Origin of the sequence: Spirosoma sp. KCTC 42546 (genome assembly GCF_006965485.1) — a bacterium.
In the GTDB taxonomy this organism is placed as follows: Bacteria; Bacteroidota; Bacteroidia; order Cytophagales; family Spirosomataceae; genus Spirosoma.
Window position 1 is genome coordinate 6,622,959 of sequence record NZ_CP041360.1, and the last position, 23,621, is coordinate 6,646,579.

16 protein-coding genes are annotated in these 23,621 nt (G+C 49.8%); 6 read left to right on the forward strand and 10 right to left on the reverse strand.

Annotated elements, in window-relative coordinates; translation table 11 throughout:
• Positions 1-19: 19 nt before the first annotated feature.
• From EXU85_RS27195 to EXU85_RS27205, 3 genes are all read right to left on the reverse strand, one after another.
• Entirely contained in the window at positions 20-1,531 is a 1,512-nt protein-coding gene (locus tag EXU85_RS27195) for an alpha/beta hydrolase-fold protein (RefSeq protein WP_142775100.1), read from the reverse strand.
• Between the two features lie 250 nt (positions 1,532-1,781).
• Positions 1,782-2,657: a hypothetical protein gene (locus EXU85_RS27200; RefSeq protein ID WP_142775101.1), complete on the reverse strand. Its 876-nt coding sequence runs from the start codon at positions 2,655-2,657 to the stop codon at positions 1,782-1,784.
• A 309-nt stretch (positions 2,658-2,966) separates the two neighbouring features.
• Positions 2,967-5,597: a HEAT repeat domain-containing protein gene (locus EXU85_RS27205; protein WP_142775102.1), complete on the reverse strand. Its 2,631-nt coding sequence runs from the start codon at positions 5,595-5,597 to the stop codon at positions 2,967-2,969.
• Positions 5,598-5,880: 283 nt separating this feature from the next.
• Between EXU85_RS27205 and EXU85_RS27210 the strand changes: the two genes are divergently transcribed.
• Positions 5,881-6,435: an RNA polymerase sigma factor gene (locus EXU85_RS27210; protein ID WP_142775103.1), complete on the forward strand. Its 555-nt coding sequence runs from the start codon at positions 5,881-5,883 to the stop codon at positions 6,433-6,435.
• Between the two features lie 21 nt (positions 6,436-6,456).
• On the opposite strand, the gene EXU85_RS27215 is transcribed toward EXU85_RS27210, so the two are convergent.
• The 6 genes from EXU85_RS27215 to EXU85_RS27240 all read right to left on the reverse strand — a co-directional run bounded on the left by EXU85_RS27215 (position 6,457) and on the right by EXU85_RS27240 (position 16,492).
• The gene (locus EXU85_RS27215; RefSeq protein WP_142775104.1) at positions 6,457-7,938 is read right to left on the reverse strand and encodes an NAD(P)/FAD-dependent oxidoreductase; all 1,482 of its coding nucleotides are present in this window, start codon (positions 7,936-7,938) and stop codon (positions 6,457-6,459) included.
• A 220-nt stretch (positions 7,939-8,158) separates the two neighbouring features.
• The gene (locus EXU85_RS27220) at positions 8,159-9,877 is read right to left on the reverse strand and encodes a hypothetical protein (protein WP_142775105.1); all 1,719 of its coding nucleotides are present in this window, start codon (positions 9,875-9,877) and stop codon (positions 8,159-8,161) included.
• Positions 9,878-9,890: 13 nt separating this feature from the next.
• A complete protein-coding gene (locus tag EXU85_RS27225) occupies positions 9,891-11,276 on the reverse strand; it encodes a DoxX family protein (RefSeq protein WP_246859264.1) in 1,386 nt (461 codons plus the stop codon).
• Positions 11,277-11,370: 94 nt separating this feature from the next.
• Positions 11,371-12,714: a RagB/SusD family nutrient uptake outer membrane protein gene (locus EXU85_RS27230; RefSeq protein ID WP_142775106.1), complete on the reverse strand. Its 1,344-nt coding sequence runs from the start codon at positions 12,712-12,714 to the stop codon at positions 11,371-11,373.
• 216 nt (positions 12,715-12,930) lie between these two features.
• Complete coding sequence (locus EXU85_RS27235) at positions 12,931-15,999, reverse strand: TonB-dependent receptor (protein WP_142775107.1); 3,069 nt, start codon at positions 15,997-15,999, stop codon at positions 12,931-12,933.
• A gap of 226 nt (positions 16,000-16,225) precedes the next feature.
• Positions 16,226-16,492, reverse strand: a complete 267-nt coding sequence (locus tag EXU85_RS27240) for a hypothetical protein (RefSeq protein WP_142775108.1) — start codon at positions 16,490-16,492, stop codon at positions 16,226-16,228.
• Between the two features lie 512 nt (positions 16,493-17,004).
• On the opposite strand from EXU85_RS27240, the gene EXU85_RS27245 reads away from it, so the two are divergent.
• From EXU85_RS27245 to EXU85_RS27265, 5 genes are all read left to right on the forward strand, one after another.
• Entirely contained in the window at positions 17,005-17,457 is a 453-nt protein-coding gene (locus EXU85_RS27245; RefSeq protein WP_142775109.1) for an Rrf2 family transcriptional regulator, read from the forward strand.
• 313 nt (positions 17,458-17,770) lie between these two features.
• Positions 17,771-18,109 carry a PadR family transcriptional regulator gene (locus EXU85_RS27250; protein ID WP_142775110.1) on the forward strand — a complete coding sequence of 113 codons (339 nt, stop codon included), beginning with the start codon at positions 17,771-17,773 and terminating at the stop codon, positions 18,107-18,109.
• On the forward strand, positions 18,106-20,778 hold the full coding sequence (locus EXU85_RS27255) for an ABC transporter permease (RefSeq protein WP_246859265.1): 2,673 nt from the start codon (positions 18,106-18,108) through the stop codon (positions 20,776-20,778). Before EXU85_RS27250 ends, EXU85_RS27255 begins: the two co-directional genes overlap by 4 nt.
• A 222-nt stretch (positions 20,779-21,000) precedes the next feature.
• Entirely contained in the window at positions 21,001-22,110 is a 1,110-nt protein-coding gene (locus EXU85_RS27260; RefSeq protein WP_142775111.1) for a sensor histidine kinase, read from the forward strand.
• The gene (locus EXU85_RS27265; protein WP_142775112.1) at positions 22,107-22,865 is read left to right on the forward strand and encodes a LytTR family DNA-binding domain-containing protein; all 759 of its coding nucleotides are present in this window, start codon (positions 22,107-22,109) and stop codon (positions 22,863-22,865) included. The genes EXU85_RS27260 and EXU85_RS27265 overlap by 4 nt, the downstream gene beginning before the upstream one ends.
• A 165-nt stretch (positions 22,866-23,030) precedes the next feature.
• Here EXU85_RS27265 and EXU85_RS27270 read toward each other — a convergent pair whose 3' ends face one another.
• Positions 23,031-23,600: a type 1 glutamine amidotransferase domain-containing protein gene (locus EXU85_RS27270; protein ID WP_142775113.1), complete on the reverse strand. Its 570-nt coding sequence runs from the start codon at positions 23,598-23,600 to the stop codon at positions 23,031-23,033.
• Positions 23,601-23,621 lie beyond the last annotated feature (21 nt).

Consider the following 23,621-nt stretch of genomic DNA (forward strand, 5'->3'; position numbering starts at 1 on the left):
CGGTTTGGTGTAGATCAACTCACTTTTTCGCCATCGCTTTAAACGTTCCCTCCGGAACAACGATATGGAGAACGGTCGGTTTATCGCTGTCCATCTCGAAGCGAAAGCTATAGCCTGTTGCATTTTTGATTCTGAACTCAGGCAATTTGGTTGAATAGAGTTCCCCTTCGGGACGGCCCGGAGCGGAAATTTTCAATACCCCATTGCTGACGAACGTTTTCAGGGTCATGCCCACCCCTGCTATTTCGAATTCTCCCGCATATTTCTGCAACTCATCGGCGGTGAGTTTGAGGGCTTTCTGTCCTTGTAGTTCGTCTAGTTTCCCCCTCGTTTCCGGATTCTCTTTCAGGGACAAGGCTTTGGTAAAATTAGCGATGGCATTGGCGGTGTCTTTTTTCGCAAGGAAGAAATCGCCGTACGAGTCATAGACATTGTAGCTACCGGGGTAGTTAGCCACATTGAGCTTAAAAAATCGTTCAGCTTTTTTAAAATTCTTATTCGCCAAAGCCCCGTAGCCATGACCATTAATCAAACTTTCAACGGGGCTTACCTTATAACCCAGTTGCTTTGATACGTTGGCAAAATGCCGTTCGTATTTATCGGCCAACGCTGTAGTTGTATCAGTGTAGTCTTTTTGAGTCAGCTTTAAGTTGTAGTAATTGAAAATAAAATGGAGGGCATCGTATTCGGTAATGAGTGGAACCGAGCCGTGGGAATCATCGCCGTAGTAGTTACTTTGATAACGTAAGCCGTTCTGTTTGCTGGCTTTTACGTGTTTGTCCAGATCAAAAATAGACCGGATATGCCGGGTCGCTGCGGTTGTATCTTTTTGCAGTTTTAACAGCGTCATGCCTTCATTCATGGTATTGGCAATACCCAGAAACAAAGAAACTCCTTCGTATTTTTTAGTAGTTAAGGCTTTCTTCGTATCGGCTAAAAACCGTTGTTTATCATACCACATGCTCGGATCAATAGCCACATAGGCATTAAATAAACCAGTGTGCCTGGTTAAGGCCTGCATGACCAACAAACCGCCAAATGAATGTCCAATGAGCATTTTATACGGTTGGGTTGGATACAGGGAATCAATGTGCGGCATCAATTCTTTCTCGATAAACGAAAGGAATTTTTCGCCCCCGCCCGAGTTTTTCGAAAAATCACGATCCATAAACGGTGGGTCACTCTCCACGTGGGTTGGCGTTAAATCCCGCGTTCGGTCGGTGTTGGGAATTGCCACTACAATCATTTCGGGGCAGATCACATTGCCATTTACAGAACTCAATTGTTCGATCATGCCCACCACCGACGAAAAATGGGCATCGCCATCTAACAAATAAACAACTGGATACCGTTGTTTGGCATAAAAACCAGCAGGACCGCTATCTGGAACATGGACCCATATTTTTCGTTTCTCATTCAGTAGTTTCGACTGGATGCTGTCAATCTCCCCAATCACAATCTTGTTATTTATTTGTGCAGGGGCCACAAAGGCAAAGGCCGAAAAAAGAGTGAGCAAGAGAAATTTCTTCATATAGTTTTGGCTTTAGGAAAAGGACGTACTATTGCTATAACAAACTCATAGCCAGCAGTTTTTTGTGATATAAAAATAAAGAAATCTTTCAACGTTCCTACAGATTTACTGGTCTAAATATTGCTGCAATACCGACCGTCCCGGTCGGGCGAGAAACCAGTTAATCCGCGCCCGACCGGGACGGTCGGTACTACAAAAAAATGCCTGACTAAATAGCCAGGCACCTTCCCCAATTTGCGTTACCGTTAGGCTATTGAAGAAAGCCAATATTTGTAACCAGATAGTTGTACGATTTCGTAGACATCGGTGCAGCATTGAACAGGTTAAACTGTTTCTCTTCAGTTATATAGCCATCCGGGTTGATCGTATAGGAATAGTAGTAGGTCAATGGGGCCTGATTGCCATAGTAGTTTTTCTGCGTAATGAGTTTCACCAGGTGTTTGCTGGGTTTACCGAAAATTTTCAGGTAGGAATCGGGCAGAGAAGTCCACTCGGAGTTGAGTTGATTCCGATCCGTCAGAATCGGGTCGCCAACGGGCTGATCATAGGCGAAGGTGATGTCTTTTAAGGGATTCCCATCGATTCCGGTTGAGCTTGCCTTACTCATATCACCGTCGGCATTGAAGGTGTAGGTTGTTTTCACGCCATTGTTTTTGCTCGTTCGTGTTTTCAACTGACCCAGAGCATTGTATTGATAAACCCAGCCTTGCTCAAGTTCAACGGTGCCGAAGCTGTAAAAGACGAATGTTTTCTCCTTTGATTCAAGGCATCGCCCGTTGGCATCCAGGAGGTAATTTTCTTCCAGCACCACCGTGTTCCCCGAATAGGCGGTTGTTTTGATGGACTGAGCCCCGTAGGCGTAAATCACCGAACTGTAGGGATAGGAAATTGGCCCTGGGCCGTAAGCTGCTTTTTGCAACCGACCATCCCCCATATACGTCAAGGTAACCTGTCCGTGTTTGATCAGTGTGTACTTCTTGGGGACACCCACCACAATGAGATCATTGACGGCCTCGGCCGATGTAGCGACCGGCTTTTCAGGAGCCACCAAACTATTCTCCTGACAGGCGCTTACCGATACGGCTAAACCAACGACTGCAATCAGTCTTTTATACAAAGTGTTCATTAGTAATTTGTTGTTAGGGATTTGCTTTCCGATGCAAAGGTGACAGTAAGACCAACGGCTCTCAACGCTCAACTGGCAGTGAGCTGCTTTGACTAAACAACAAGCGAAACAAGACCGACAACGGGTTAAAACAAGTCGGGATAAAACTCGTTTCTCACAAACAAAAACAGGTAGAAATACGCCCTGCATGCAGGAATGGCGTATTTCTACCTGTTTTTTATTATGAAATGGTGTCGGTTTTGAGAAACCTCCCTATGTCAGCTATAAGTAGCTGACACCACACTCTAACTCACTAGACCACTATCACAGCTACTTCTTCTGTTGCGACAGAAACGTAATAAGTGACGCAAACTCTTCGTAGGACAAGGCGTTGGCCAGACCATCGGGCATCATGGATGTTTCCATTTCCTTGCGGGAAAGAATGTCGCTGGCTTTAATCGTGAACACTTCGCCCGTAATCGTTCGCAGAACGACCCTGTTAGCCGATTCTTCGGTAATGAACCCCGTATAGCTCTTATTGCCTTTGGCTGTGATGAGTACGGTAGCAAACCCCTGCGAGATGGACGCATTGGGTTTGAGAATTGACTCGGCAATCTGCTCCCGGTTCATGATCGAACCAATCTGTCCCATAAACGGCCCTTTCATGGTTTCGCCTTTTGTGATGCTGTGGCAGGCAATACAGCCTTGCTGGGTAAAGAGGGCTTTCCCTTTTACAGCATCACCGGGTAGCTTCGCCATGGCCAGCATGATGTCTTCGATAGACGATTTTCCGATCTGACCCTTCTGATTTCTGATTTTCTCCAGGTCCACTTTGGCTTCTTCCTTAACGGCAACAACTTCTTCAGCGCCAAATTCAGGGATATCCATCCGGTGGCGGCTGTTCAGGTCGATGAAGAACTGTTTTCCGGTCGCATCGGCCTTCGCCCATTCTGTCTTCAGTAGTTTTTCAATAGCGGGCGATGACTCCCATACGATTCCTTTGTAATACGGGCCATGCGTATCAGGGCGGGTACCCCACCACCAGGACCCATCATAGTCGGCTTCTTTTTTGTAAAGTCGTGCCAGGGTAGTCAGAATCTGCTTTTTCAGGGCTTCGTCCTGGGTACGCTGGTAGGCTGAGAGCAAGCCATCTACGGCTTTCGGGTCGTGCATGTAGCGCAGTGCCCAAAGTGCAAGCGTAGAGTTACCCGTTCCTATAGCGCCCAGGCAGGCATCTACGGCGTGCAGACTCACTAAGGTTCGCACAGCAATATGCGCCGGAACAAGGGCCGAATTGGGCGTTGCGTGAGGACCTTCGGTACCTTTAGCCGGTGCCACAAACGAAGATGGAACTGCAACCTGCAACAAAGCCGGAGCCGCTTCTACTTTACCAAGTCGTCCCAGACCAATCATAGCCGCCAGCCGAACCCGATCAGACGGGTCTTTCAGTGCCTGCATAAATGGTTCGATGGGTACTGAAGTTAGGCGCGTTTTTCGGTCGCTGAGCGCCCGTAAGGCGTACTCCCTAAACTCAGGCTCTGCGGTCAGGTTGACCAGATTAGCCGTTCCCGCTTCGCCTGCCGCTTGAGCGTAGGTGTACATACCCGCTATACGTACGTATAGCGGCAAACCCTTGTCGGCGGTGATTTTCCAGGCGGCTTTGGCTACCTTATCGGCGGGGCGGGTGAGCAATTCCTGCTGGGCATACAGGCGGGCCGCAGCACTTCCGGATTTAAGAACCCCAATCAGTTGCTTTATAGATGCCTTTTCAAGCGACTTAAACGCTTTATAGGTCCACTCTGCCGGTACAGCCCGCATTACATATCCTTTAGCTGGATTGCCTGAATACCCGGCCCCATCCCAGGCCGCCAGATACATCCTGCCCGATGCATCTACATCCACATCGGTGATCTGGGGGAGCTTGATAAACTCTTCTTCTTTCTGGGTATAACTAGGGCCATCGGGTGTAACACGGTGAATATACAACTGACTCCGTCCCCAGTCGGCCATCATAGGTACGTGGTTGTACTTCTCCGGCCAGGTGGCATCGTCCATGAACAACGAACCCGTACCGGAGCCCCCGCCCACATCGACCAGAGCCGGAATAATTTCATCCGTAAACTGCTTGAACAGAACGGGATAGCCATACTCGCCCGATTGAATCTGATGGCTGAATCGAATGTTCCAGCCCCCTCCGTCATTGGTGTTATCCCGCGTAAAAATGTTCATGTAGGGATCAATGGCCACATCGTAGATATTGCGCATGCCATGGGAGTAAATTTCCATTTCGGTGCCATCGGGCCGTACCCGAACAATACCACCGCCCAGCATCGTTAGTTTTTTTCCGCTTCGATCTACGGCATCATGGAAACCAAAATCACCCACGGCAATGTAGATCCAGCCGTCGATTCCCATTCGGATACCATTGGTTGCATGATCAGTACCCCGGCTCTGTAGAAAGTTAGGATTGCTTAGATGTTGAATGAGTGGCCTGGACGGTCCATCAGCAACTCCGTCCTTATTGGCATCAGCAAACACCACCAGATCCATATTGCTGGCTTTTCCGGTTTCTTTCGAAAAGGTCGTATGCAGTACAAAAACCTGGTCCCGGAGCGCGATAATACCGCGTGGATTATCGACCATGGCAAATTTGGTGTGCTGGTCTACTTTGCCGTCATTATCCTGATCAATGAGTTTAATGATGTATCCCTTGCCGGGTGTTTTACCCAGCGACCCGATCATGTCCACTCCCACGAACACTTCGCCGGTTGGGGCAACGGCCAGGCAAGCTGGACTCGGTGTCAGATCCGGACCTGCAAAATTAGTCAGTCGAATATCGGCAGGTCCATCGGCCAGCAACGCAGGTCGGTGGCTCGTTTGGGGTTCTGAACTGCCCAATTTTCCAATAAAGCCAATCAGGGCCAGCGCAACATAAATCAAACTCAGTGAAATTCTCAGCATCGGTACTATTTGTTTGATGAAGAAAGCAGCGTTGCCGGATAATTTAACTAGTTGTTCGCAGTTAGGGGGTGTAATTGATAGGTGCAATCACAGCTATAGCTACTAAAAACAGCTCTAAGAATCCATCCTCAACCATATAAGAATTCAGTAGTCAAACTACTTGTTTCATGGCATTTTCTAAACTGTTCGCTAGTTATCAATCGGATCGAGTTAAGCGGCCAGAGGTAGACCATCCAGCCGATTTATATTTGTAGAACCGTAACAACTTACCTGAAACTTCTCCATGAATCGCCTATCCGACCAAGTGCTAATCTCCCTGTATGTAACGACAAAAAATGACCTCTGCTTTGCTCAGCTCTACACACGGCACCGCTATCGAGTCTATCAACGTTGCCTGTTTTTCTGCGACGATCCAGATGAAGCCAATGATTTTACCCAGGAGATTTTTATCCGGCTTACGAGTAAGCTGACGGGTTTCAAGGGCGAGTCCGGTTTTACAGCCTGGCTACAGGTCGTAACCACGAATTACTGTATTGATCAGGTGCGCAAACGGCAACAATATCAATTGAAATACCAGCAGTACCTCAATGAAAACTATCTATCAAACCAGAATTTCGACGATTCTGACGAAAAACCGTTCCGTATTCTAGAGCAAACCATGCAGGAATTGAGCGATTATCAGCGCGATCTGCTTCGAATGAAATATCAGGAAGGGGTAGAAATCAAGACCATAGCCCGGCAACAAAAAGCAACGCTCAGCGCGGTGAAGATGCGTATCAAGCGGGCCCGGGAGCAGGCGAAGTCCCGATATATCAACCTCTACGCGGAGGCCGAATAAACGCTTCAGTTCATATTCCACCTACCCATCGGACAGCTCAACCGGTACAGATTTGCCGAATCCTTCCCGTAAAGCCACTCGGGCTGCGTGGTAGCCGCACATGCCATGAACACCCCCGCCGGGTGGGGTGGCCGAGGAACAAATAAAAACGCCGGGCACCGATGTCTGGTAAGGTGTTAGCCCAATGGTTGGCCGGGTGTACAACTGGCCAATGTCGATGATACCGCCATTGATGTCGCCACCAACATAATTGGGATTCCAGGCTTCTACCTGCGCCGTGTTCATGGTGTGACGGGCCAGAATCCGGTCGCGGAAGCCGGGGGCAAACCGCTCAACCTGTTTCTCAATCGCGTCGGTACGATCTAGTGTTGAGCCGTTTGGCACGTGGCAATAGGCCCAGGCCGTGTGCTTTCCCGCTGGAGCGCGGGTAGGATCAAATAAGCTTTGTTGGGCCAGTAAGATGTAGGGGCGGTCGGGGTGCTGACCGTCGTAGGTTCGTTGTTCCGCTTCAACGATCTCTTCGAGCGTGCCACCGAGGTGAATGGTTCCGGCTCGCTGGCAGTCAGGATTTGTGAAGGGAATTGGGCCATCCAGTGCCCAGTCAATCTTGAAAATGCCCGGTCCGTAGCGGTAGTGCTCCAGTTGTTTCCGATACATCTGATTCGCCAGCCCGCTCGAAAACCGGTCGCCAACAATCGTTAGTAATTGCTTCGGGGTCAGGTCGAACAGTACGACGCGTGATTTGGGCAACTCATTCAGGGAGCGAACAGGTCGGTCAACCTCAATTTCGCCACCCAGGCTTTTAAAATAGGAAGCCAACGCATTGGCAATGGACTGTGAACCGCCTTTGGGCATCGGCCAGCCGCGCAGATGCCCGGCCGTCATCAGCACCAGCGCAATGGCCGAGGTGGTCAGGTTTGTGAGTGGCTGAATGGCATGAGCGGCCATGCCTGCCCACAGCCCTCTGGCTTCGGTCGTTTTAAATCGGTTAGCCACCACAGTGGATGGAAGTAGAGCATCCAGACCGAACTGCGCCAGATCGAGCGGGTGTTTAGGAAAGCGTAACGGTCCCAGCACATCGGCCGCCATGGTAGGCCAGTGCTTCACAACAGAATCGAACAGTTTATGGTAGGCTGGTCCATCAACCCCAAGCGTCCGGGCTGTTTCTTCCACTGAGCCAACAAGCGTGGCTGCTTTCCCTCCATCAAAAGGGTGCGCGGCAGAAATGGGTGGGTAGATAAACTCCAGACCGTGTTCGGTAAGAGGCAAACTCTGAAACAGCGGAGAGCCAGCCGCCAACGGGTGAATGGCCGACCCAATATCGTGTATGAAACCGGGTAAGGTCAGTTCCGCGGAACGTGTGCCTCCGCCAATGGTCGATTTGGCTTCCAGCACTACCACCGACAGGCCCGCCCGCGCCAGCACGATAGCCGCACTCAGGCCATTCGGCCCGGAACCCACAACGACGGCATCATACGCTTGCCCACCTCCTGAATTTACCATTGGTATGCTATTGCCAGTTTCCGGTTGTCGATCAATTCAGCGAGATACGCCATATCTCCAAGATATGGCGTATCTCGCTGAATTGATCGACAACCGGACTAAGCTTTATTGATTTATTGAGTCTCCCTGGTACCAAAGATACCGAAAGCTGAGTTACTACACGTTCCCTGTCATCAACGGGAAACCCGTAACAACTGTTATGGATAGCAAACCAGATAGCTTATTCGTACGTACCCGCCTTCAACGTACTTTCCGAAAGGGCGTATTTTCGGTTTGCCCGGTCCAGCACGACGTAAATCGAGTCTTTGTTTTCGTTGATACCAGTCAGAATCACCCGCTTTCCATCGGTAGTCTGGTAGTGGAGAATCATTCGGTTACGTTTGACCGGCTTCGACTCCGCTTCAATCCCTTTGGTACGTCGGGTCGAGCGGGCGATGGCTGCAATTTTCGGATCTTCGGGACCTATGTTGGCCAGTGCGTCTTTCGGTATCCAATTGTCTGGCACACTCGGTTTCTCAGACGTAGTGCTCTCCCCTCTCTCTCGGCGTCGCCCCCCCGATTGGTTGTTCCGATTACCGCCCAGATCACTGTTATTGGCCAGAAACTCCCGGTTCTCCTGGTTTCGAGCCCCCCGGTTTTTATCCTGCAAATACAGCACATGATTTTTGGGATCGGCTTCATAATAGAACACCCGTTGGCCACCTGCTACACCCGTTAGTTCGAACGTCCGGTTAATATCACGCATTGGCGCACCACCCCCATTCGAGAGATCCAGTTCAACGGGTTTGGCCGTCTTGAAGGTTAAGGTGGTCCATTTTTCGAAGGTTGCTTCCTGCCAGCGTACCGAATCCAATGGAGAATAAGGAAGTGGTTTTCCATTGAGTCTGAACTCCGTGACAGTATAATTCCCCCGCAATTCCTTAATACCCTTCTGTGCAGGTTGCTTGTACGGATCGTACACGAAGTTGACGTATTGCAGCCAGTAGAGCAGCACCAGGAAGATGCCGATAGTGGCCGTTTTCAGGCCGATACGCACGTATTGCTGCCAGCCCGTTAGTGCAGGATAAAAATAATTGGGGATAGTCGGCCGCTCCCGAATCAGGAGATTATAGATGTCCTTAACGTAATAAATCAGCAAAAAGCCCGATAGTAATACGAAATAGGAGCTGTAGCCATGTACCCCGCCGTCGTAAGCCAGATTGACATAAACGATGTCGGCCAGAGCACCAAACAACAGTACTGATCCCCAGAACGTTGTGGCTCTAAAAAACAGCAAAGCCCCGGCCAAAACCTCAACCACCCCGGTAAAGGCCTCATACCAGGGAGCAATTCCGATGGAGAGCCAATAGATTTTCTGAGCTGTCAGATCACCAAAATTCGTATTCAGTACACCCAGCGACGGATAAGGCAACTGCGTGGGCATCAGCTTCGTAAACCCAAACCCGATAATGCCAATACCCGCCCGGTAGCGTACAATTACCCGTAGCCAGTAGTACAGCCAGTTGTACTCACGCGCTTCTTTCCGGCGGAAGCGGGCAATACCTGTCCAGATCAGCCCAACGACCGTAGCGAACAGCAGGGTGATGATCCAGGTTGCGTAGCCGTTCAGCGTACTGCCGAACATTTTGTTACCAAAAAGCGTCAGTCCAGACCCGAAACGGGCCACATCATATAAATCGCGGTAGTGCAGATGCAGCCAGTCTAAGGCAATAACTTCCTTATACCAGTCCACGTTGTTGGGTAGCGACATACTGACAAAAAACACAAACGCGATTCGGAACAAAATCTTCTGGCCTTCCGTCCAGGTATAGCGTTGTTCAGTAGCAGGCACCGGAGCCGTCACAGCCGATTGTTTGCCAGATGGTTGCGTGTCCAGCAGTTCTTCGGGCGATATCAGGCCTAAGTCTGCCCGTTCGGGAGAAATGTTTGGGATTGCCATTGGGTAGAGGAAGTTAGAGTTTGAGGGCACCCCGGCGACCCGCTTTGGCAGCTTCGTCGATAAGGTACTTTTTGTTGACTTTATCCAGTACAGCATACACGGAATCCTGCGTACCAGCTACGCCCGGCGCGGCAACACCCGACAGAATAATCTGCCCGTTACCCACCTGTGTATATGCCAGTTTCAGGGTTTCGGCAGCCTCGTTCGGATTCGCGTTTTTAAGCGTCAGAAGTCGGTTGGTCGAGTCGATGGTATAACGGTAGTAGTGCCGCCCCTGTGAGCCAGCTAGTTCGTAATCACGCTCGCTATCCGCGCCCGCCAGTTGTTCAACATTCGTCGTCACCAGCCTGACCGGTTGATTGGATTTTATACTGATGGTATTCCAGGCCTCAAAAACCACGTCCTGCCAGCGTGTGGGGTCGGTTTTGGAATATGGAAGGGTTTTGCCCCCTATTCTGAATTCACTGACGTTATAGAGTCCGGCCACGCCCGGCAATCCTGGTGTTTGAGGGAAGCGAACCGAGCCTTTTCGGTAGGCGGCATAGGTGCTATATCCATACAGAACCACAGCAAAAAACACAAATGCGACTTTAAACGTCCACCGACCGTACCGCTGCCACTGTTCCGAAAAAATGGGCTGGAACCGATTTGGTGTCGTAGGTAATTCGAGCGACAACAGTCTGAAGAGTCGGATGGCATCAAAGGCAAACAACACCAGTGCAAACGTGATGAGTAAGCCACTATACACGTACTCTCCGCCCTCGTATGCCAGATTCGAGAAAAACACATTCCCCAGAAACGGCAGGATGATCAGCGTGCCAATAGTTGCTGTTTTACGATGCAGAAGCAATAGCCCGCCCAACAGTTCAACCCCACCCAGAAACGACTGATACGACGGAACAATACCCAGTGTGAGTGAAAACAACTTCCAGGCTGAGTGATCGCCGTAGGCTGTATTCAAATTGCTGATTGAAGGCAGTGGGGCCTGCAACGGAAAGAGTTTAATAAACCCATAGGCAATCAGGCCAATAGCCAGTCGGTACCGAAGTGCCACGCGTAGCCAGTAATACAGGCTATCATAGTTCGTAGATGGGTTTGCCCGAAGGGACCATACAATCGTGCCAACAAGGGCGACAAGTGCCACCACCAACCAGTTCAGGAAACTATCCTGAGGACCGAAAAAATGCGGTGCATAACGCGACAGATTGAACACATACCGTGAATATCCGCCTTCCGTAGCTACCAGATTCCGAACGAATTGCCCATCGAGCGGCAGAAGCTGAACAGCAAAATACAGGAAAACAAACCGAAATAAAGTCTTTTCATAAGGTTGCCAATCGGCAACCTGGCTCACCGCTTTTGCGTCGCTACGGGACCGGGGTACATCTAAAACAGCCATGATTTTAGGGGATCGTTAGTCGTGGTTTTTAGGTTGTCATTAGGTTGTCATAATGACTATCAATGACAACCTAATGACCATGAATGACCATGAGTTAATAGCCAGGATTTTGCTCAAGTACAGGGTCCGACAGCAGTTGCTGCACCGGAATCGGCAGTAGGTACCGTTTAGGGTCGGTCACGTTCAGTACGTCTTTTGCCCGGTCAGTCCGGACGAGGTCGAACCAGCGGTGGGGTTCCAGCGCAAACTCGACCCGCCGTTCATTTTCGATGGCCAGTAAAATATCCTCTTTTGTCGTGACAGTGCTGGCAGTGAGTCCGGCCCGGTCACGTACGGCGTTCAGATCGACAAGTGCATCGGACAGCCTGGCCAGTTGCGCACGGGCTTCGGCCCGAATCAGATAGGCTTCAGCAATGCGGAAGATGTAGGATGGATCGGAAGCCGGATTGCGGTAATAGAGGTTTCCGTACCAGCGATTCTGGTTGTCTTTCGCTATGAGCGTACTGCGTGTACCTCCAACAGCCGGATTGTTCAATAAGGCAACCAGCGCATCGTTCGGTGCCCATTGGCGGGTACCGCCGTTCGTCTGCGACTGCCACTGGTTCCGGTGTCCATTGACTTCGGTGGTACCATTGTAGAAAATCTCAAATACCGATTCTGGCGTACCCCGTGCATCACTGGCAAAAAACGCGCTATAAGGCTTCAGAAGCTTGTAATTCGTGGCATCGCTGATCAGCCGGGTCGCATAATCCTCCGCTTTGGCGTAGTCCTTTTGGTAGAGATAATAGCGGGCTTTCAGGGCAAACACAGTCCGTTGGGTTACCCGATAGCGATCAACGGTAGTGGGCAGAAGTGGTTCAGCCGCTTCGAGATCGCGCAAAACCTGGGCATAGGTATCGGCCTGACTACTGCGTTTGATGCCCACATTATCCGTTGGCTTAACGGTTGGATTGGTAATCAGCGGCACCCCACCGAAGGTTCGGGCCAGATCGAAATACGCCAATGCCCGAATGGCGTAAGCTTCGCCCAGATACTGATTTTTCAGGGCCGTGGTCAAAGCCGGATCAGTAACTGCCGGTACCTTCGCCAGCACATTATTGGCTCGGTTTATCGTCCGATAAATCGCAACCCAGACGCTGGCAATCGTCGAGTTGTCGGCGTTCACTTTGTGATTGATAAACTCCTGCACCTGCGACTGTGAGCCCGTCCACTGCACGTTATCGCCCGACAGGTAGCCTACAGATTGAAAACTGGTTCCGTAGTAGTCGCTACTGGCCAGCGCACTGTACACCCCTCGAAGGGCCGTCAGGGCAGAGTTCTGGTCGGTAATAGTTTCCGTATCGGAGATGGATTCCAGCGGTTTCACATCCAGAAACTGCTGGCACCCGCTGACTCCCAGGATCAGGAGCAGCGAAAAAATGGTTTTTATACGATTCATATTTTTTGAGGTTATTAGACCTGTGGTGGTGATGGCGTGAACGTCTACGTTCGTGCCGACTATTCCCTGGCCGATCGACTTGACGTGGTGTCGGGTTCTCAAACCCGACACAGCGAGGTTTCTCAAAACCGAGTGTATTTTCTAATTGTAAGGAGGTTTTGAGAAACCTCACGAGTCAGGTTTAGAACCTGACACCACCTTAAAACTCGGCTTGGATTACAATGTCAAACTTATTCCACCTTGAAGACCAACGGGTTGCGGGGGTGTACCCAGGTCGATACCCTGTGAATTAGGGTCGCTGCTGGCGCTCGACTCGGGGTCAAGACCGGTGTATTTGGTTAGCAGCCAGAGGTTGGTGCCCACTGCATATACCCGAAGTCCCTGAATACCCACTTTACTCGTTACGGATTTGGGCAGCGTGTAACCGATCGTGATCGACTTCAGGCGCACAAACGAGCCATCTTCCAGCCAGCGACTCCCCCCATCGCGATAGTTGTTGACATTGATCCCGTCGGGACGCGGTACATCGGTAATATCGCCCGGCTTCTGCCAGCGGGCCAGGTTCGAGGCAAAAATGATTCGAGCCGCATCACGGGCGCCACCGCCTTCACCAAAGAATTTGTTGTGGTTGTAAATCTTATTGCCGTACTGGTAGGCGAAAAACAGATTCACATCGAAGCCCCGATAGGTCAGGGTGTTGGTCAGGCCACCGAAGAATTTAGGCCAGATGCTGCCGACCAATTGCCGATCGGCCACGGTAATCTGCCCATCTTTATTGACATCTTCATACACAACATTCCCGGTCTGCGGATCGACATAAAGCTGCTTGTATACCCAGAATGAATAGAGCGGTGTGCCCTGTTGTTGCAGAATCAGGTCGCGGCTACCGTAGCGCAGGGGTGTCGCCAGTTTTTCAATGCGATTGACGTTCTGAGCGATATTAAAACTGGTGCTCCAGGTTAATCCACCCCGCTGAATATTCACCGTGTTGATTCCAAATTCGAAGCCTTTGTTACTGATCTCGGCGGCATTACTCCAGTAATTATTGAAGCCAGTTGTACCGGGCAGTGCCAGTTGTAGAAGTCCATTGGAGGTGTATTTGCTATAAACGTTGGCCTCGAAACTGATCCGGTCGTTCAACAGCGATACGTCCACGCCCAGGTTAACCTGCCGGGTGCGCTCCCACTGTAAATCCGGATTGCCCAGTTGCTGGGGCGAAATGCCCGGATTCCCCTGATAGCCGGTGCCGCCCATCCACAGCCCCTGAGCCGCAAAGTTGCCGATGCCGTTCTGGTTCCCCGTAATGCCCCAGCTCGCCCGTAGTTTCAGGTCGCTGATAATCGTATTGTTCCGCAGAAAATCCTCCTGTTTGATCCGCCAGGCGGCACCCACTGATGGGAAATAGCCCCATTTCCGGGAAGAGCCAAAGCGCGACGATCCATCGGCCCGGACACTGGCATCAATGAGGTATTTACCCGCAAAGTTGTAATCGACCTTGCCAAAGAACGAAGCCAGCGTACTCTTCGACCAGTTTTGCGAACTGGCCGTTGTCGACGCCGACGAAATCTGGGTGAACGAGTTATTCGGGAAGCCACGACCCTCGGCATAGGTCCGGGTCAGGTTATCACTTTGCAGCGTATTGCCTACCAACACCCCGAAGGAGTGGCTCGACCCGATCCGTTTCCGATAGGTCAGCGTTTGCTCATTCAGCCAGGTTGTGTACTGACTCACACTTGACGTAGCAAAGCCATTTGGGCTACCCGAAATGAGCAGGGAATTCCAGTACTCTGATTCGTTGTAGTTGTTGTAATCAATCCCGAAACTAGTCCGGAATTTCAGGCCTGGCAGCAGTTGCGCATCGGCGTACAAATTACCAATATAACGCAGGCTGGTTGTATTTACAGCGTAGTTATTGAGCAGCAGCGTTAGGTTATCGAAGCCAGCCCGGCCCACCAGCACACCCTGTTCATTAACCGGCGACAAGTACGTAGGCGTATGCAAAGCCGCCTGTAGCAAGCCTCCGGCAGGCCCATCCCCCGCCCGCGCCTGATTCCGGTACGTTCGGGTAAAGGTATTACTTACGCCTACCTGAATGTTGTCATTTACCTGCTGATCGAGGTTGACCTTGAAACTGGCCCGGTTAAACGTAACCGGCTTAATAATAGCTTCCTGTGAATTGTAGCCACCGCCAATGTAGTATTTGGTTGTTTGCGTGCCGCCCGTCAGCGACAGATCATAATTACGAAGCTGGGCCGTGCGAAACAGTTCACTCAACCGATCATAGGTTTGCTGCTCTTCGGGCAAGCCACGCCCTCCTTCCGCAACAGGGCGGAAAGGCCGATTTTCGAAGGTGCGTTTCAAGGTCGGGTCATCTTTACCCGTGTTGATCCACCATTCATTAACCAGGGTAGCGTGCTCAGGGCCAGTGGTCAGGTCCCACAGTTTAGCCGCTTTGGCAGCCCCAGCCGAAGCATTGACATTGATGGTCGGTTTTTGCCCGAAATTGCCGCGTTTGGTGGTAATTAGCACCACCCCATTCGCTCCGCGTGAGCCGTACAAGGCCGTTGCCTCGGCATCTTTCAGTACGTCGATGCGTTCGATGTCGGATGGATTGATGTCGGCAATGGGCGACGTTGCCTTGCCACCCGTACCGATGGTTTGCAGGCTGTTGTTGTTGATAAATACCCCATCGACTACGTAGAGCGGATCGTTGCTCGCGTTGATAGAGGTGGCACCCCGTACCCGGATATTCACCCGCTCGCCCGGCACGCCCGTTGCACTGGATATCTGAACACCAGGCACTTTACCCTGCAACTGTGCATCGACACTACCTACCGGAATTACTTTGGTGTCGCTGGGATCAATTTTATTCAGCGAGCCAATCAGGTTCTTGCGTTCGATGGTACCGTAGCCTACAACAGCTACTTCGGACAGTTGCTTAGCATCGGCAGCCAGATCAATATTGATCGTGCTACCCTCCACAACGACTTCTTTGGATTGGTAACCGATGAAACTCACAACGACTGTAAAGGGGAGTTTCTGACCGGTTTTCAGGACAAATCGACCTTTCGTATCGGCCGTTCCGCCATTGGTGGTGCCTTTAATCAGCACCGTAGCGCCTATGAGTGGCTCTTTGGTACGCTGGTCGGTTATTCGGCCATTGATGGTGGCATTAATGGTTGGAGCAATAGGCTGTGCCTGTACGACAACAGAAATTAGTAGGCTTAATCCCCACAGGAGCCAAGCCGGTGCGCCGGAGCGATGGCCCGATAGAGCTTTTTTCATTACTTTGCAATGGTTACGTGAGAAATGAGACAGGCCAGCGGGTGTTGGTAGCACTCAAAGGCCCTGGAAATTGCTTCGGCGAATTCTGTCTTGTTGTAACTGGCCGGGACGGTTGGCGCCGTTCCGGTTTTTTTATGCGCCGATGCATTTACGGCTACTGCCGTTGGTAAGCAGGTTTGTTAGCAAATCATAGGCATGCCTGGTTAGTTGAAAATTTGTCAGAGTATTAAATCAGATCGGCCTGAACACTAACCATTCCCTGCACCGATCGTAAGCGGTCCTGTATGGTCGTAAACCACTTCTGCTGGCGCACCCGGATAATGAGCCATCCACGTGCCTGCACTCCATCTGCTTCAAAATCCAGGCGCGCTATCTGACAGGCATCGTCCTGCGGGATGGCATTGGTAATGTCGCTCACAAAATTCATCCGGTCGAATCCAGCGACCCGGTAACTTATCTGGTGCCAGTTAAGCGCATTGATAGTAGCATTCATGGGTTTCGGTAGTCAATGAATTTTTCATAAAACATATAATCCACATACTAAGTAGAATAATAAATAGAACCGTTACGTTGATGTACTAGGTTATAGAGCATATACGATTAGAATTCGTTCTGGCCAGGTAAACCAGTGTGGCAGAGCACTACAGATTACTTAAGCGAATGCTTGCCGAAGTCTATCAGCCACAACAGCGCATATAAAGTAGTGTGGGCCTGCTCAAAGAAAAATCGGAGGTAACAGTCGCCCTAAAATGGTCGATTACGTTCATAACTTTTTAACCTGATAACTGGAACCTTTTTATAAGTCCTGTAGATTGATGGGCAAAGGTGAATAGGTATTTTTCTTTTTCCAAGTATTTTTACAAAAATCTGATAAACAGCATATTACCTAATAGTCTATCGAGATATACGGTTATAGACTACTATTCCTACAGAATAGCATTTATTCAATCTAAGCTGTAGTTTTACCCCGAAATTGAGCGATACAATCCGTAATTACCTGATACCATGATTTCCAAAAAAGCGAAATACGCCATTAAAGCCCTGAAGGTACTAGCCGAAGAATTCGGGAATGGCCCTATGCTCATTGCCACAATCTCGGCTCAGGAGAACATTCCAAAAAAGTTTCTGGAGAGTATCCTTCTCGAACTTCGCAATCACGGCCTGTTGCAAAGTCAGAAAGGGAAAGGGGGCGGCTATAGCTTACGACTCGAACCGGAACGTATTAATCTGGCTCAGGTAATCCGGGTAATCGATGGTCCCATTGCTCCTACTCCCTGCGTATCCCTCAACTTCTACGTTCGTTGCGACGACTGTGAGGATGAAGAGACCTGCTCAATCCGACCCATCATGCTACGGGTACGTGACGCCAATCTATCCGTTTACGAGAAGACAACCCTCCGCTCACTCATTGAGGGAGCCGTTCCGGTTGGGTTAGGGAGCGTGATGTCGGTTTCTTAAAACCGACATCACATTACCCTGTTCCTTGTTCTCGCTTGGCTTTGCCGAGTGAGAACAAGGAACGTCAATACTAGATCAAATTGAGCTTTTAGTAAGCTTTTATACTTCTCTACAGGGTTAGCTCCTACAACAGGAGAATCCCCCTGGCCTATGTCCTGAATCGTACAGGATTTGTCCGTTTCTGGACAATCGCCAGCAACTCTACTTCACAAAAAACCATCCCCGTACGGCCTAAACGGCCTTTCCCTGAGTTGGCAACCTATTTGCTATACAAACGAGTAGCATATAGGTAAGCACATAATCTACTCCAGCCATGAAGGGAACTCAGTTAGGAGAATTTGAAGAGTTGGTACTACTAACCATCGCGCTGCTCTACGACGACGCCTATAGCGCGGCTGTTGTTGACGAACTCAGCCAGCGACTCGAACGCTCTATGAGTCTGGGAGCCGTTCATCGAACCATGCAACGACTCGAAGAAAAAGGGCTCGTGAATTCCCGATTTGGGGAAGCTACCGCCGAACGTGGAGGTCGGCGGAAACGCCTGTTTACTGTAACGGCATCTGGAGAGCAGGTCTTGCTGGAAGCCCGTAAAATCCGCAACGAACTCTGGGCCGCTATTCCTAAAGCTGCTTTTGGAGGAGGGGTTGTATGAGTCAGCAACAAACACCGAACCACGCGCCCCGCTGGGCACAGCGCCTGCTGGAACGAATCACGGCCCCGCACCTGCGCGAAGAGATTCAGGGCGATATGGATGAGCTGTTCCATAAACGAGGTCAGCGCCACGGCTACGCCAAAGCACGGCTAATGTATATAGTGGATCTGATCCTGCTACTCCACCCCCGGCTCTGGCGACGGGAACCCACGCCTACCTTCAAGCCCCGGTATACGAAATACAATGACGTTTCTCAACCCTTATTCTTCCATCCTGCTATGATCCGCAATTATTTGAAAATCGCCTTTCGGAATCTAGTCAAAAATAAGTCGTATTCGGCCATCAATATTGGTGGACTAGCTGTAGGTATGGCAGTGGCCATGCTGATTGGCATCTGGATCGACGACGAAGTTTCGGCTAACAAACACCACAAAAACTACCCGACCCTTTACCAGGTCAAAATGCACCAAACCTTCGACGGGCACCGGGGCACACAAGATGCGTTACCCTTCCCGATGGGTGACGAACTACGATCCAAATACCCGGACTTCAAGGCCGTAGCGATGTGCGATTGGGGAAGCAATCGGTCGCTGGTGTTTGGGAATCAAAAATTCCTGAAAGATGGGCATTTCATTGGTGAGGACGCCATCGATATGTTTTCGCTGAACGTCCTGAATGGGGATAAAAACCCTTTAAAGGAACCCTATTCCATTGTGCTTACAGATGAAACGGCAAAAGCTATTTTCGGCAACCAGGACCCTATTGGTAAGATCCTGAAAATGGATAATACAGTGGATTTGAAGGTAACGGCTGTGGTGGCCAAACAACCCAAAAATGCCACCCTCCAATTTGATTATTTGCTCCCCTGGAACTTGCAGGAGGCTATGTATGATTGGATCAAGAAATTCCACAAACCGAATTGGGGCAATAACTCCTGGGCAACGTATGTACAGCTCAAAGAGGGTATCGATCCCGCACAAACCAACGCCAAAATAAAAGATGTGGTCTTATCCCATTTGTCCAATGACGTCAATACGGTAAAACTTGTCAAGCCCGAGGTGTTTATCCACCCCATGGAAAAATGGCGGCTTTACTCCGACTTCACGGAAGGGAAAAACACGGGTGGGTTCATCAAATACGTGCGATTGTTCGGCATTTTCGGCTTGTTTATTTTAGTGATTGCCTGCATCAACTTCATGAACCTGAGCACCGCCCGATCCGAAAAACGAGCCAAAGAAGTGGGGGTTCGCAAAGCCGTGGGCTCGGCTCGCGAGCAGCTCATCGGCCAGTTTCTGAGTGAGTCCATTCTGATTGCCGCTATGGCCCTGGTGCTGGCCCTGGTCATCGTGTTGGTTTCGCTGCCTTACTTCAATACACTCACCGAGAAGCTAATGAGTGTCCAGTTCGGCAATCCCGTTTTCTGGGGCATCACTCTGCTGTTCACCCTGTTCACTGGATTACTGGCGGGCAGTTATCCCGCGCTGTATCTGTCGTCGTTCAACCCGGTGAAGATTCTCAAAGGGGGCGTTCATGTCGGGAAAAGCGCGTCGTTGCCCCGTAAGATCCTGGTCGTGGTTCAATTCACCTTTTCCATTGTGCTGATGATTGGCACCATTATCATTTATCAGCAGATCCAGCATGGTAAAAACCGACCAATTGGCTTTAATAATAGTGGGCTTATTTCGGTCAATTCGTCCAAAGATCTAATTGACCATTTTGACGCCCTTCGTAATGAACTGCTGGCCTCCGGCGTGGTGACGTCTATTTGTAAGTCCAACTCGCCACCTACCCAAATCTGGAGTAACAACAATGGCTGGGAATGGAAAGGCTCAACTCCTGATGAGAAGTCCGTCATTTTCAGCACCATCGCCACCAATTTCGATTACATTAAAACAATCGGGATTAAACTGAAAGAAGGCCGGGATTTTTCGAGGGATTTTACGACCGATTCGTCGGGCGTAATTTTAAATGAAGCGGCCGTTAAACGCATGCGCCTGAAGAATCCAGTTGGCGAAATACTTAAATGGAATGGTAAAGACCGGAAGGTGGTGGGGGTCATTCCTAATATCATGATGCAATCACCCTACCAGGCTATTTCGCCCTTGACCATTGTGTTTGAAAAAGATTGGGTAAGTGTTGTTTGTGTACGCATAAACCCGAACGTAGCAGCTTCAGTAGCGATTAAAAAAATTGCACCCATTTTCGATAAGTACAACCCAGGGTTTCCCTTCGATTATAAGTTTTCCGATACGGAGTACGCCAAAAAATTCAGCTACGAAGAGCTGATTGGCAACTTGTCGGCCATTGTTTCCCTGCTGGCCATCTTCATTTCGTGCCTGGGCTTATTTGGTTTGGCCTCCTTCATGGCCGAGCAACGTACCAAAGAAATTGGTATTCGTAAAGTGCTGGGTGCCAGCATAGCCAATGTGTGGGGGCTGCTTTCGAAAGACTTCGTGCTACTCGTTATTATTTCGTGTTTAGTGGCTTCGCCCATTGCCTGGTATGCCATGAGTCGATGGCTGGACGATTACACTTACAAAATCAATATTGGCGTTGGCGTCTTCCTGATCGTGCTTATTGTGGCCCTGGCCATCACCTTATTGACAATTAGTTACCAGGCCATCAAAGCGGCTTTATTAAACCCCGTAAAAAGCCTGAGAAGCGAGTAATTTTTTAACCACAGAGGCACAGAGGACACAGAGATTTATCCACATGGTATATCTCTGTGTCCTCTGTGCCTCTGTGGTTAAAAAATTGTTTCTTTTACTTTCATCCGCATATTCTTCCCGCCATTTCTAACCCTCATCGGTATAAATGGCGCGATTGTCTGCTTTCGTTTGGGTTATCCGACGCTCCACTGCAACTTTAGTGGATTCCTATTCTGATTGACCATGTCCAAGCGGTTAACTTCCAGGCAAAAATGGCAACTGGCCATCCGACTGCTGCTACTTTACTCTCCGTTACTACTGTATGTCAATTTACCCGAATCGGTTCGCAATCCGGCCAAACTACTGGAGATATCACCGTTTATACTGGTCTTTGTCCTGATCGCCCTGGGCTTATACTTTGTCTGGATTACTGCTACCGACTGGATTCAGAATCAATTATTTCGCTGGTTTGGTGAGGATTTCCTACTGGATTTCAATTGGCTGGCTCTGGTGCTGACTATGCTCATTTCACTTGGGTTGGCCCTACTTTATACCAAGGTTTTTCAATTGATCATCATGGGGCTGTTTACGCTGATTATGCAGAGTGGGCTGTTACCTCCTCCTAAACAACACGACCTCCCCTTTACCCCCGATGTATTCGCCTACTTGCAACGGGTAAACAACGTTTTTAATCTGGTCATTATCCTGTCGGCGTTCTATCTAACAATTATTTCCCGCTCGTATCAGCAGCTAAAAGATGTGCAGTTCCGGGCCGAACGATTAGAAAAAGAAGCGGCTGTCAGCCAGTTTGAAGCCCTTAAAAATCAACTGAGCCCCCATTTTTTATTCAACAGCCTGAGTATTCTCACCTCCATGGTTCACGAAGATGCGGACCTTTCGGAGCAGTATGTGAAGCAGCTCGCTAAAGTGTATCGGTACATTCTGGAGCAGCGGGATCAGGCAAGTGTACCTCTTAAAACAGAGCTGGATTTTATTCAATCCTACACCTTTCTGCTCCAGATTCGCTTCGAGAATAAGTTTGAGGTCGTACTGAATGTGCCGCCCGATGTGCAGCAACAGTATCGCATTGCCCCATTATCGCTGCAACTGCTGGTAGAAAACGCAGTCAAGCACAACCGCATGTCGGTACGGGAACCTCTGCGCGTGCAAATTTATGTGCAGGATGAGTACCTGTGGATCGTGAACCCACTCCAAACCCGCGACCAGCCCGACGAATCGACCGGAATTGGGCTCAGTAACATTGCAAATCGCTATAAACTGCTCACCACCCGACCGGTATGGTATGGCGAGCAGGCTGGTAATTTTCTGGTAAAACTCCCCCTATTAGCATGAACGTCGTTCTGATTGAAGATGAAGATCGCACCGCCCGCCAACTTGAGCGGCTGTTGAAAAAGTATGATCCAACGATCCATATTCTGGCACAGCTCCCCTCGGTCAGCGAAACAGTGGCCTGGTTTCGTAGCAATCCCTTACCGGATCTGGCCTTTATGGATATTCACCTGGAAGATGGGCTGGTGTTTAAAGTATTTGAACAACAGCAGCTTACCCTACCCATTATTTTCACGACAGCTTATGACGAGTACATGTTAAAAGCGTTCAAGGTCAATAGCATCGACTATTTGCTTAAACCCGTTGACTACGATGAACTGGCGGCTGCCCTGGATAAATTCAAATCGATTCGCAACCAGCCAGCAACGCCCGATCTTAGTACGATTCTCCAGCTTTTACAGAAGCCCCAAACCGCTAGTTATCGAGAGCGATTTATGATTAGCCTGGGCACGAAAATCCATAGTGTAGAAGTGGCCGACATTGCCTATTTCTATACTGAAGAAAAAGCGACGTTTCTGGTCAACAGGGTCGGCCAGTTCATGCCCCTCGAATACAGCCTGGATCAATTAATGGGGTTGCTGAATCCAGCGAATTTTTTCCGGGTAAACCGGCAGTTTCTGGTGGCCCGATCGGCCATTCAGGCCATCCACACGTACTCAGCGGGGAAGCTTAAACTGAATTTACTACCCACTCCTCGTGAAGAAATATTCGTCAGCCTAAGCCGTTTGTCAGAGTTCAAAGACTGGCTGGGCCGTTAACTCGTCTTTGGTATCGGTAGGCCATTACCGTAAAGAAGATATCTGACAACTGCTTGATTACTTAAAACGTTAAAAAGCCATAGCGTATCAGTTTCTGAAATCTGATACGCTATGGCAACGAAAAGATTAACTTTCCGGGTACCTATCTGTTTATGTGGTCATGCGCTACGCATGTTGCCGGTCGTGTTTCCCTTCCCGGATTTCTTCAATCATCTTCCGATTGAAAGCGGGGATATCGTCGGGTTTACGGCTGGTTACTAAGCCCTGATCGGTTACGACTTCTTCATCGACCCAGTTTGCTCCGGCATTTTTAAGATCGGTCTGGATAGATGGATATGATGTTAGTTTACGTCCCTTAACCACACCGGCTTCGATCAACATAATTGGGGCATGGCAAATGGCCGCTACTGGCTTTTTAGACTCGAAGAAGTGTCGAACAAATTGTACCGCTTTGGGATCAGTACGCAGTTTATCCGGGTTCATAACCCCACCCGGCAATAACAGTGCATCGTACTGATTTGGATCGGCTCCGGCAATAGGTAAGTCAACCGGAAAGGTATCGCCCCATTCGGTTTCATCCCATCCTTTCACGTCGCCCCCTTTTGGTGCAATTAGGTGCGTGGTAGCCCCCGCATCCTGTAACGCTTTACGAGGTTCAGTCATTTCGACCTGTTCAAATCCATCGGTTAGCAGAATCGCCACCTTCTTTCCTGTCAATTGTTGCTGCGTTTCCATAGTACGTTGAGAAATTTATTA